This is a genomic window from Sedimenticola selenatireducens DSM 17993, assembly GCF_000428045.1.
GTDB lineage: Bacteria > Pseudomonadota > Gammaproteobacteria > Chromatiales > Chromatiaceae > Sedimenticola > Sedimenticola selenatireducens.
On sequence record NZ_KE386616.1, the window covers coordinates 72,313 to 83,599 of the forward strand.

At 54.8% G+C, this 11,287-nt stretch carries 10 protein-coding genes; 2 read left to right on the plus strand and 8 right to left on the minus strand.

What is annotated here, in order from left to right; genetic code table 11:
* Positions 1-174: 174 nt before the first annotated feature.
* The 3 genes from A3GO_RS0120450 to A3GO_RS0120460 form a co-directional block, all read right to left on the minus strand.
* Positions 175-1,107, minus strand: coding sequence for a universal stress protein (locus A3GO_RS0120450; RefSeq protein ID WP_029134975.1), 933 nt, complete (start codon positions 1,105-1,107; stop codon positions 175-177).
* Positions 1,108-1,331: 224 nt separating this feature from the next.
* A complete protein-coding gene (gene rnk / locus A3GO_RS0120455; RefSeq protein WP_029134976.1) occupies positions 1,332-1,742 on the minus strand; it encodes a nucleoside diphosphate kinase regulator in 411 nt (136 codons plus the stop codon).
* Positions 1,743-2,255: 513 nt separating this feature from the next.
* The gene (locus A3GO_RS0120460) at positions 2,256-3,476 is read right to left on the minus strand and encodes a cation:proton antiporter (protein ID WP_029134977.1); all 1,221 of its coding nucleotides are present in this window, start codon (positions 3,474-3,476) and stop codon (positions 2,256-2,258) included.
* 333 nt (positions 3,477-3,809) lie between these two features.
* Between A3GO_RS0120460 and A3GO_RS0120465 the strand changes: the two genes are divergently transcribed.
* Complete coding sequence (locus A3GO_RS0120465; protein ID WP_029134978.1) at positions 3,810-4,790, plus strand: universal stress protein; 981 nt, start codon at positions 3,810-3,812, stop codon at positions 4,788-4,790.
* 165 nt (positions 4,791-4,955) lie between these two features.
* Positions 4,956-6,665 carry a cation:proton antiporter domain-containing protein gene (locus tag A3GO_RS0120470; RefSeq protein ID WP_037376204.1) on the plus strand — a complete coding sequence of 570 codons (1,710 nt, stop codon included), beginning with the start codon at positions 4,956-4,958 and terminating at the stop codon, positions 6,663-6,665.
* Here the strand turns inward: A3GO_RS0120470 and A3GO_RS0120475 are convergent.
* The 5 genes from A3GO_RS0120475 to A3GO_RS0120495 form a co-directional block, all read right to left on the minus strand.
* The gene (locus A3GO_RS0120475) at positions 6,650-6,904 is read right to left on the minus strand and encodes a hypothetical protein (RefSeq protein ID WP_029134980.1); all 255 of its coding nucleotides are present in this window, start codon (positions 6,902-6,904) and stop codon (positions 6,650-6,652) included. The two genes, A3GO_RS0120470 and A3GO_RS0120475, sit on opposite strands and share 16 nt — an antisense overlap.
* Positions 6,905-6,934: 30 nt before the next feature.
* Complete coding sequence (locus A3GO_RS0120480) at positions 6,935-7,402, minus strand: cytochrome c (RefSeq protein WP_029134981.1); 468 nt, start codon at positions 7,400-7,402, stop codon at positions 6,935-6,937.
* Between the two features lie 46 nt (positions 7,403-7,448).
* Positions 7,449-8,039: a TetR/AcrR family transcriptional regulator gene (locus A3GO_RS0120485; protein WP_029134982.1), complete on the minus strand. Its 591-nt coding sequence runs from the start codon at positions 8,037-8,039 to the stop codon at positions 7,449-7,451.
* 81 nt (positions 8,040-8,120) lie between these two features.
* Positions 8,121-10,259: a nitric oxide reductase activation protein gene (locus tag A3GO_RS0120490; RefSeq protein WP_245621807.1), complete on the minus strand. Its 2,139-nt coding sequence runs from the start codon at positions 10,257-10,259 to the stop codon at positions 8,121-8,123.
* On the minus strand, positions 10,234-11,040 hold the full coding sequence (locus A3GO_RS0120495; protein WP_029134984.1) for a CbbQ/NirQ/NorQ/GpvN family protein: 807 nt from the start codon (positions 11,038-11,040) through the stop codon (positions 10,234-10,236). Before A3GO_RS0120495 ends, A3GO_RS0120490 begins: the two co-directional genes overlap by 26 nt.
* Between the last annotated feature and the right edge of the window lie 247 nt (positions 11,041-11,287).

An 11,287-nucleotide genomic window follows, 5' to 3' on the forward strand; every position in this document is an offset into this window, starting at 1 on the left:
GACCGTAAAACGGATATTGTGAGTTGCGATGCCTCCCGGTCGGCTTCGCTCGGGTATATCAGCAAAGTAATGTAATTAAACCCGTACCCGTCGCTGTAGTTAGACAGGCGGTTATCGCGGGTACGCGACTGCATGAAGTGAGACCGTCCATCTGCCAGGCATTAGGTGAAGCCACTAATCCAGCTTGACCGGGGTCAAAAATCCTTCTGGCTTGATCGCAAGAACTGAGCAGGAGATCTGGCGTAGAACGGAATCTGCGGTATTACCAATAAAAAAGCCGGGTATCCCCGTCCGACCCACGGTGCCGATTACTAACAAATCCGTTTCCATGGTATTCGCTATATCAGGGATCAATTTTTCCGCATCTCCTTTATGGAAATGTATCCGTACCTCTTCCTGCACCAAGCCATTTTTTGCAAGTGCATCATCCAGCCACTGGCGATGCTTTTGCTCCTCCTTTTGCGCCAGCCTGTCAACTGTATAGGCGGAAACCGACCTGCCGCGTAGTGTCGTTTCCCCATAGAGATCCCATATATGAACCACGTCAAGCGGGGCGCCGACCAGACCGGAGACGTGCTTGCCCCACTGGAGCACCCTGTCGGCAAGGGCGGTTTTTTCCGGGTCATCCGGCAGCAGATCGACAGCTACCATTATTTTTCGCAACTCCGTGTTGCTGGTCGGTTTGAATGCCCAGATGGGCTTGGGGCACATGCGGAAAAGCTGCATATCCGTACCCCCAAAGAGAATATTCTTAACCCTGCTCTCATACTCGGAGGGTTTTATTATCAGGTCATAATCCCCCCTGACCGCTTCACGAATGATCTCCTGGTAGGGTTTTCCACTACACTGCTTCATTGTTACCTGGACACCGCCTTGGGTGAGTTTCGCGGCGATCTCTTTCATCTGTTTCAGGTGATCTTCTTCCACCCACTGGTGTAGATCAACCGATTCTGCAGTGAGCGTATGATGGCCGGGTGGTGTGTCCAGAACACTCAGCAGCGTGACCTGTGAACCGGCGTCAGTGGCGACAGTGGTAACCTCGCCGACCAATGCCTCAGTATTGTATTTTCCGTCAACAACCAGGAGGATATTCCGAATTTCATTCATAGCGACGCACCTGCCTGTTTAGCCAGTCATCGAGACTGGTTTGAAATAGTCAATCGCGCAGTACATAGACGATGAGCCAACCCGCAATCAGGCTAAGTACGGCCTGTCGGGTATACGTTATATGCTGAAGCAGAAGATGCCCGGTGGACCATGACGCCGATCAACAGATGCTTCAGTGCCGCCAACTAATGATATGTGGTCCATGGTCAGGCTGGAATTGTCTCCTAGCGATGAAATTCGCCGGCTCTTTCGGGCTGGTAGATGACTTCCACGAGCTGTACCTTCATCATGCCACCTCCCGGTCGGGGCCATTCTATGTGTTCACCCACGGACAGCCCCAGCAACGCGCTGCCGACTGGTGCGAGTATGGAGATACGTTCGGCGCTGCCATCCATGTCCTTCGGATACACCAGTGTCAAACAGAACTCTTCTCCGGATTCCAGGGCAAAACGCACCTTGCTGTTCATGGTGACCACGTCTGGCGATACTGCCTCTGGTGAAACCACCTCGGCGCGATCGAGTTCCGCCTGTAGCTCGGATTTGCCCGGAAAGCTGCCTGCCGGCAGCGTATCAAGCAGCGCCTCCAGGCGGTCCAGGTCTTGAGATGTCAGAATAATTCTTGGTCGTTTATCCATCAGACTTTCTCGCTCATCGGTTCATTCCAGATAATCCAACGCGCTCTATTCACTAAAGTCCACGCGCACAAATACCCCACCGCCTCAGTGGCGGTAATAGCGTGGCGCCGATAGTGCGTTGGGTTAATCTCGCCAATCGGGACAGCGTATGGGATATCCAGCTCAATCCTCGATACGCCGTAGTGTTGTAGGCGTCCATGTTAAGCCTATTTGACAAAACTTAGAAGCCCCACCGGGGCCAGACAGGAAAGTGGGCATACGAACACATTGCAAACCCCAAAGGCCCTTATTTATTTGTACACCGGTGGGAACAAGTGTGGGTGGCGATGGTTTAGGGAACTGCCCTGGTCCTTGGTCTAGACCGGATTCTAAATATGTGCCGAACAATAGCGCATGTTGCTGGTGGCCTGCCCAGGAGTGCCGTTATGGATCGCTGGATGGGTAATCAGCCAGCGGCGGGTGAGTCCGTGCGGCCGCTCCCGAAAGTCGTCTGAATATTTCAGTAGATATCGGTCAACTGGGGGCAGAGGCCGGCAAGCGATCGCCGTAACGCCCGTAGAACCACTCCATGACCAGAGGCGGAAACAGTGTCGTGAGCGCTATCACAATCACCATGCCTGCATAGACTTCATTATCGAATATACCGCTGATCCTGCCTAACTCGGCGAAGATCAGACCGACCTCGCCACGCGGTATCATCGCCATGCCGATTACCCAACGTACAGGCCAGGATTCCTTTATAAACAGGGCGCCAGCGAGCTTGCCGGTGATCGCCACAAGGAACAGTGAAAGCGAAAAAATCCAGATAAAGGGTGAACCCCAATCGATCTCGCGTAGATTGAGCGAAAGCCCCACAAACACAAAGAATATCGGCGTAAACAGATGAACAATCGGTTTCATCTGTTCCTCGATACGGTGTGCAAAACGCTCATCTTCGTGCAGAACAATGCCCAGAGGCAGAAAGAAGCGCCGCGACAGTGCCAGTCCCGCGGCAAAGCCGCCAAGTAACTCCGGCGCCCCAAGAACATGAGCCAGCCAGGCGAAGAACAACACCAGCGATACGATAGTGGTCGGCAGCAGACCGGGGATCTCGCTAACCGCGTCGAAGCGCCGGATAACCAGTGAGATCAACTTGGCGGCCATGGGTGCCAGTACGAAAAACGCCACCACAAATATCAACACCTTGCCGGCATTGATCAGGCTCACACCGCCTCCGATTGAGAACTCGTAGAGTAGGGCCAGCAGTACCACGCCCAATACGTCATCCAGTACCGCCGCCCCCAACACAATCTGTCCCTCCGGAGCGTGTTGTCGCTTGAGGTCGGCCAGTACCCGTATAGTGATCCCGATGCTGGTGGCAGTGAGCGTGCCGCCGATGAACAGGGACACCAGTGACGACAAGCCGAATACCCAGTAACCCAGCGCAAAACCCAACGCCAGCGGCAATGCGAAACCAATCAAGGCAACCACCAGGGATTTGGTGCCGGTCCGCACCAGGCGTTTGGCGTCGGTTTCCAGTCCCACCTCGAACAGCAGCAGAATAATGCCGATTTCCGCCATCAGCTTGATGATTTCAAACGGCTCAATCCAGCCCAGAATGCTGGGTCCGAGCACCACGCCTGCGAACAATTCACCTATGACGGAAGGTGCCTGCAGACGGGTCGCCAACTCTGCGAATATGCGTGCCGTCAGAAGAATGACCAGCAGGTAAAGAAAAAACTCATGCGTCTCCAAGTCAGCTCCTTTCAGGGTTTTTAGGTCTGGGCCACAGGGACATTATTACCGATTTTGGAGTGGCCCAAAAGGCAGGTGATGGAATCATCCAAGGCCTGGAGCTGGTGACCGTTGGATGGGCATCCTATCATGGTTTGTGGTACATTATTCGCGTCCATATTTTTTGAATCAATGCCAGAACAATCTGTGCGGGGGTCAAGATTCTGATGTGTTTTGACTGATTATTTATTCATGAAGACTGGCCTGAAGATCCTGCCAGTGATCTTGCTGCAGTCGATTTTTTTAGTCGCGGGCAAATCCAGTTAACCAATACCGATTGATGGAATAAGTGACATGAATATATTTAAAGATATTCTTTGTGTAGTGGACATCAGAGAAGATTGCGCGGCTGCTCTGGAACGTGCTGTCACACTGGCGGAGAATAATCAGGCCAGCCTCACCGTTCTTGATGTGGTTGACCGCATTACTGCCGGTATTGGTATGCCCGATGGAGGCCCTATTTCCGCTGATCTTCAGTCCGCGATAGTAGCTGCCGACATGCAGGCGTTGGAAGAGCTGGTCGATCCTTACCGCAAACGGGTTTCGATAAAAGTAGCGGTGCGGAAGGGTACCCGTTTTATGGAAACTATTCGCCAGGTGCTCACTAACGGACACGACCTGGTCATCAAGGTCCCCGAAAAGCTGGATTGGTTTGATCGGTTATTCGGCTGTGATGATATGAACCTGTTACGTGAGTGTCCGTGTCCGGTTTGGGTGGTCAAACCTCAGATTAAAAAGTCCTATCGCGTCATTCTGGCGGCGGTCGATACCGACGACGGATATCCTCGGGCAGAACTGAGTTCACGCGATGCGGTGAACCGGGAAATTCTTGAAATTGCGTGTTCACTTGCGCTGTCCGATTTTGCCGAGTTGCATGTTGTGCATGCCTGGCAAGCAATCGGCGAGAGCGCTATGCGCGGTGCGCTTATGCATACACCAGAAATAAAGATTATTAACTATGTAGAGCAAGTCAGGCGTCAGCGTGAAATTAAATTGAATAGGGTTGTGCACGAGGTTACCAGCCAATTGGGAAAGGGGGCTGCTGAATATCTCAATCCCCAGATCCATCTAATAAAGGGAGGGGCCCGTAAAGAGATTCCTGAACTGGCAGAACAGTTGAAGGCTGATGTTATTGTTATGGGAACCGTCGCGCGCACGGGTGTCCCGGGGTTCATCATGGGCAACACCGCCGAGACGATCCTGAATCAGATCAATTGTTCGGTGCTTGCCATCAAACCGTCCGAGTTTAAAACACCGGTTACACTGGAGGATTGAATAGCGATACCCATCCTTGAAAAAGGCGTTCGTTCATGTTGCTTGGGTGAAGCTCTTTTCGATACGGAACGATATTCGTGATCCTCATTGGTGCGCAATTGTGTCATCCACCGGGTGAGTCCTGCCCGAATCGCACCTGCTTTCTATTGTTAAGGAGTATTCAGCATGATGGATAATCTTGCACAAATCCTCATGCTTCTGGGGGTTGCGGTTGCCGTTGCCGTCACATTTCAACGTCTGCATATTCCAACCAGCCTCGGGTACCTACTGGTAGGATTGATTCTCGGACCGCATACCATTGGGCCCGTGGTCCATGTGCCGGAGTTTAAAGCGCTGGCCGAGTTTGGTGTGGTATTCCTGCTGTTCACGATTGGCCTCAATTACTCGTTACCCCAGTTGCACAGTCTACGCAACCAGGTTCTCGGACTTGGGACAGCGCAGGTCGTATTCACCACGCTGGTGGTCGGTGCGGTCGTCTGGCTGGCTGGGTTCCCGGTCACTGTGGCGTTTGTGATAGGCGCGGTGTTTGCCCAGTCATCATCCACTATTATTGGTAATCAATTGACAGAGCAGGGCGAGGAAAACAGCACCCACGGCAGGCTTGGACTAGCCATGTCCGTTTTTCAGGATGTCACGGCTGTCCCTTTTCTGGTGGTCATACCCGTGCTGGGCATGGCGGTTGGTATAGATGTATTGGCAGGTGCCCTTGGATGGGCCGTAATAAAAGCGCTGACGGCATTTGTACTGGTATTTGTTGTTGGACGCTGGTTGCTACGACCGTTTTTTCATCTGGTTACCAAACATCGAACGGCTGAGGTATTCACACTGGCAGTACTGCTGGTTGCCTTGCTTGCGGCCTGGGCAACAAACAGTCTTGGTCTGTCGTTGGCATTTGGCGCCTTTATTGCCGGTATGATGCTGGGTGAGACAGAGTTTCGGCACCAGGTGGAATCGAGCATACGCCCATTTCGCGATGTGCTGCTTGGGCTGTTTTTTGTTGGCATCGGTATGATGATCGACCCAACAGCCATACCGGGTATTTGGCATTGGGCCTTGATGGGCATGCTGCTCATATTGATCAGCAAGATTTTGATCGTCGCCGCGATGGTGCGTAAGAGTGGTATCGATATTTTGGCCACTTGGCGTACGGCGCTATTATTGGCGGTCGGCGGTGAGTTTGGTTTTGCCCTTCTTGCGATTTCAATTGATGCCGGCGTGATTGATGTGCATATTGGTCAGATAGCACTTACTTCTGTTCTTTTTTCAATGGTTGCGGGTTCGTTGCTGATCAAGTTCAATCATGCCATTGCCGGTAGGCTGGCCGGGCCTCAGCTTGGCAAGACACAAGGTGTAGCTGATTCACTATTGGGGGTATCCAAACCGCAAGTACTGATCGGTGGTTACGGGCGGGTGGGACATACAATAGCCGTGCTGCTGCAGTCGAGTGGTGTTTCGTTTGTGGCTTTTGATACCGATCCAAAACGGGTGGCACAGGGGCGGGCTGATGGCCATCCGGTAGTGTATGGTGATATTTCTGATCCTGAACTGCTGGCTGTTGCCCATGTGGAACATGCCTCACTGGTGGTGATTACCGTTGATCAGCCATCTACTGCATTACGGGCAATCTCAGTGCTGCGCAATAGTTGCCCCCAAGTACCGGTCATTGCGCGGGCACGTGATCTAGAGACCAGTACCCAACTTATTGATGCCGGTGCTACCCACGCCTATCCGGAAGCTATTGAAGCGAGCTTGCGTCTGGGCGCGATCGCGCTGCAAGTGCTGCAAATTCCAGATAAGGATGTTGATCTGATAATTCAGGGTGTGCGGGATTGGGATTATGACCCTGTACTGGAAGATGATCAGGAGAAATCCTGATTGTTGGCAGTACGTTCCGCCTTTTTGATCCCGCAAAAGTATCGTCCCTTTTTCTCCAGCGCCCCCTCACGGGGTATCTTCATGCCACAGGTAAAGCAGGGGACAAGTCCTTGCTCGGCCTCGCGGCGGGCCTGTTCTTTCTTCCGTTTGATCTGCTGCTGTTTCCGTATTCTGTGGTAGAGGAAGCCGATCAGAATCAGGGACAGTAAGAGCAGCAGCAGTAGAAGGGGGGCGGTCATTGATTGGTACCTTTCTGTCTCAGCGCAGTTCTACTGCGGGTTGCCCATGGCTATGCGGTAGGTGGCGTGGCAGCCGACACAGTTCTGCATTAGTTCACTTAGCTGGGTCAGGGTGTGGCTACCGTCTTCCATCTGTTCGGCATCCAGTGCAAGCTGGTCAAACTTCTGGTGGGTATCCAATCCCAGTTTCTTGAACTCCATGGGGAGTTTTGCTGCCAGTGATATCGGAACGCCGCCTTGTGCCGCCATGCCTGCGGTACGTGCGGCGCCGGCAGCCTGCGCCAGATCCTTCCTGGCGATGCCCTGGGTGATGCTCTGAAGCGTGGCAACGAAAGCACGCATCTCTGCCAGTACCAGATCCCGTTCGCTACTGTTCAACTGTATGGCGATCCGGCCGTCGCTCATCGGCTCGGTGTCACCCTGATAAACGAATTTGTAGCCAAAAAAGGCCGCGACCAGTAGCAGGGCGGTGAGCGAGCCCCAGCAGAATTTGCACATCTTTGTCTCCTTTTGCGATTACATAATCACAATTTGGTTAACTATTTTAGTTTGGTCTGACGGCCCGGGAGATGAACTCCCAGAGTGGCTGTGACTCCGAGTCCAGATCGAAATCAAAATCAAACACCGACCAGCGCATGAGCAACCCCTGGATCAGCATGACCAGGTGGCTTGCCGTGATGTCCGGGTCGAGCGAGCGGTCGAAGCAGTCGTTATCCATGCCCTCCTGCAGTAACTGAGAGACCCGGGAGGTGTAATTACGCATTACCCGCTGCACACTCTGTTTCAGTTCCGGTGATTCTATATGTAGTCTGTCCGAGAAAAGAATTCTTGGTAATCCCTTGTTATTACTGACATATTCAAGCTGTAGCCGAATCAGCTTGCAAAGCCGCTGATCGGCCGACCCGGCACCACTGAAGCAGGGTTCCAGGGTTTGCAGCATAGTGGCGCCAGTCCGGTTAACGGCGGCAGAGAAGATCTCGTCGCGGGATTTGAAGTGCCGAAAGATGGTCGACTGGGCAATGCCCACCTGGTCCGCGATGGCCTGGGTAGTGACCGTATTGACGCCCCGTTCGGCAGCAACCGCCAGGGCGCCCTCGATGATCTCGGCTCTTCTGGTCTCGGTCGGCTTGCCCATGCGGATTGATTTGTGATTAACCAATCGCAAATATATCGGGCTGATGGCGGGCCGTCAATCTCGTTGGTGGGAGAACAGGTGTCAGGTGGTTAGTCTTCGATAGATGTCAGAAACCTTCACGGGCAGCGTGCGCACATCATCCACCACACTGTAGGCGGCGGGACCGTAGAGGTGGGGCAGGTAGTCCCGCGCCTCTTCGTCGATAGTGATGCAGTAGGGATGAATACCGGCCCGACGTGCCTCGATCAGGGCGCGTCGGGTATCCTCAATGCCGTACTGCCCCCGGTAGCTGTCGTAGTCATCTGGTTTGCCGTCGGAGAGGGTAATGAGAATACGGGTCCTGGCATCGGTGGTCTGCAGTATTTTACTCAGATGCCGGATAGCAAAGCCCATGCGGGTGTAGTCCTGGGGTTCGATACCGCTGATGCGTGCCTGGACAAGTTCATTGTAGGGCTCCTCGAAGTGCTTGATGTGGAACAGCTCGCAGCGCTTGCGGGTCATACCGGAGAAGCCATAGATGGCGTAGCGGTCGCCCAGACTCTCCAGCGCCTCGCACAGCAACAGCAGGGATTCCCGTTCGGCATCATTGATCCAGCCCTTGGTGGAGCCGCTCATATCCACCATGAAGATGACGGCGATGTTACGCTCATTGCGCTGCATTCTGGTCAGCAGCCGGTCGGTCATCTCGAAACCGAGATGGGCGTCCGACAGCGCTTCCACCAGGGCGTCGATATCCACATCGTCCCCTTCGGGCTGGCGTTTCAGCAGCCGGTTTTCATGACGCATCGCCTCAAAGGTCTTGCGCAGATGTTTGATCAGGCCGTGGTATTTCTCCAGGGTGCGTTCGGTGAAGTCGTCATGGCGTGGAGTGACCTCGCGCTCCCTGACGGCGCACCACTGTTTGCGGTAGTGACGGCGCTGGAAGTCCCACTCATCATAGAGGTGTGCCCCCTCTTCGTGATAGCTGCCGCGCCATACATCGTCCGCGTCCCGGGTCTGATCCTGAAGCAGGGCCGGGTCGTACTCGCCAGGCCCGGCGGGTTGCAGGTAGTCATCCGGAATATCACCCAGATCGAGCAGAATGGAGCGTTGTAACGCCTGTACCTGATCGGGCAGGGGCGCCGGCATGTCATCCAGCAGGATTTGGATATTCAGACCTTCCGGTGTAGCAGGGTCTTCCCGCTGTTGTTTGCTGAACCGGCGCTCGGACTCCTGCTCTGTTGGGCTGGTGCGCTGTAGTTCTTCCAGCAGGGTATTCAGGGACACTCTGAACCGGGCCTTCTCTTTTTCAATTCGAGCGTTCATGCAATCCTGCACGGCGTCCAGCTCCAGGGAGACCTGATGACTGTATGGGGTGTAGGGGGTGATCAGGCCACGCTGTTGTAGCGCCAGTGCAATTACATCCTCTGCCCGGGTGTCCGCTGCCGAAAGTTGTGGCAGGAGCCGCTGCCACTCCGCCGGTAGCGGCGGCTCATCAAGCGTCTGTCTGATCTGCTCAAGTGCTCTGAATAGTCCAGGTAAAGCACGTTGCAGACAGGCTTCAAGTCGTAGCATCTCCATGGCGTGATAGAGCTGCAGGAGTTCCGGCTCTGGTGAAGATAATTGCAGCAATGGACGAAATGAGCCAAAGCGAATCTGTGCCCAGAGCAGGGCGCAGGTAACCTTGTAGTGTTGAAAGTTCTGTTCCGGGGTCGGCAGCAGTGAAAGCAGCGGCGGCAGGAACAGGGTTTCAGTGTCTGTGTAGATGCGGTCCGATGGGGCGAGTTTCAGTGGTCGTCCCGAGAGCCCCTGCAGAAAATGGCTCAGCACCCCTTCATGATCCTGCAGCAGGGCGCCGCGCGCTCGTGCCTGCTGCTGCCCGGCAAACTGCCGGTACTGTTCGATGGCCAGTAGCGCCGGGCGCAGTCCCTCGGCATCGTAACAATCCATGCTGTGAAATATCCACGCCTCAAAGATATCCGGCTCCATCAGTGCCTGGGCGTCCACCCCTTTGCAGGCGACCTGATAGCCCAGTTCAACATGGGTGCTGGCTATCCGTTGAATCCAGTTGATCAGGCGTGCCTGACGCACGCCGGGGAGTTTGGCGATGGCGGCCGCGGGCGCGGAGGTGTCGCGGAAGGAGAACTCCACCTCCAGCAGCTCATCGAGCAGTTGCCGGACTTCGGGCAGGGAGCGCGAGGCGGAGGAGGCCATCTCAGAATAGCGAGGAGGAGAGCTCATTCACCGAGGCGAGCATCTCCGGGTCGTCGGTCAGGGCCTGGGCAATTGCCCCCTGACAGGCAGAGACCGGGTTGACACCGGCGGCCATCAGCTTGGCGGCGTGCACCAGCAGGCGGGTGCTGGCTCCCTCTTCGAGGCCGCTGCCCTTGAGATTGCGGGTCATGCCGGCGAATTTCACCAGGCGCCCGGCCAGTTGCCGTTCCAGGCCCGATTCACGAACCACGATCTCGGTCTCCAGTTCCGCCCCGGGATAGTCGAACTCCAGGGCGATAAAGCGCTGTCGGGTGCTCTGTTTCAGATCCTTGAGCACGCTCTGGTAGCCGGGATTATAGGAGATGGCGATGGCAAACTCCGGATCGGCCTCGATCAGCGTGCCCAGCTTCTCGATCGGTAATACCCGCCGGTCGTCGGCCAGGGGATGGATCACTACCATGGTGTCCTTGCGCGCCTCGACAATCTCATCCAGATAACAGATGCCACCCGCCTTGACCGCCTGGGTCAGGGGGCCGTCTATCCAGGTGGTTTCACCGCCCTTGATCAGGTAGCGTCCCACCAGATCGGAGGCGGTGAGATCATCATGGCAGGAGACGGTAATCAGCGGACGTTTGAGCCGCCATGCCATGTACTCCATGAAACGGGTCTTACCGCAACCGGTCGGTCCCTTCAGTAGCACCGGCAACTGGTTGTGATAGGCCGCTTCAAACAGCTCGATCTCATCACCAGTCGGCTGGTAATAAGGTTCATCCTCAATCCGGTACTCATCCAGTCTGAAGGTGCGCATCCTTGGGGTACTCCTGATTTACTGCAGTGCCCTGTAGTTTGCTGGGGAACAGAGGGGATATCAACAACCGGAAAGTAAGGATTTTTTTATGGCGTTATAGTCGGTAGGTCGGATTAGCGCAGCGTAATCCGACAGGCAGGGGACAATTGGCAGCCAGAGTGTGTTAGGTCCGGGAAGCGCTTGCAGGCCATCTATGCTGTGCATGCCCCGATGTCGGGTTACGCCCTGACGGTCTAACCCGACCTAC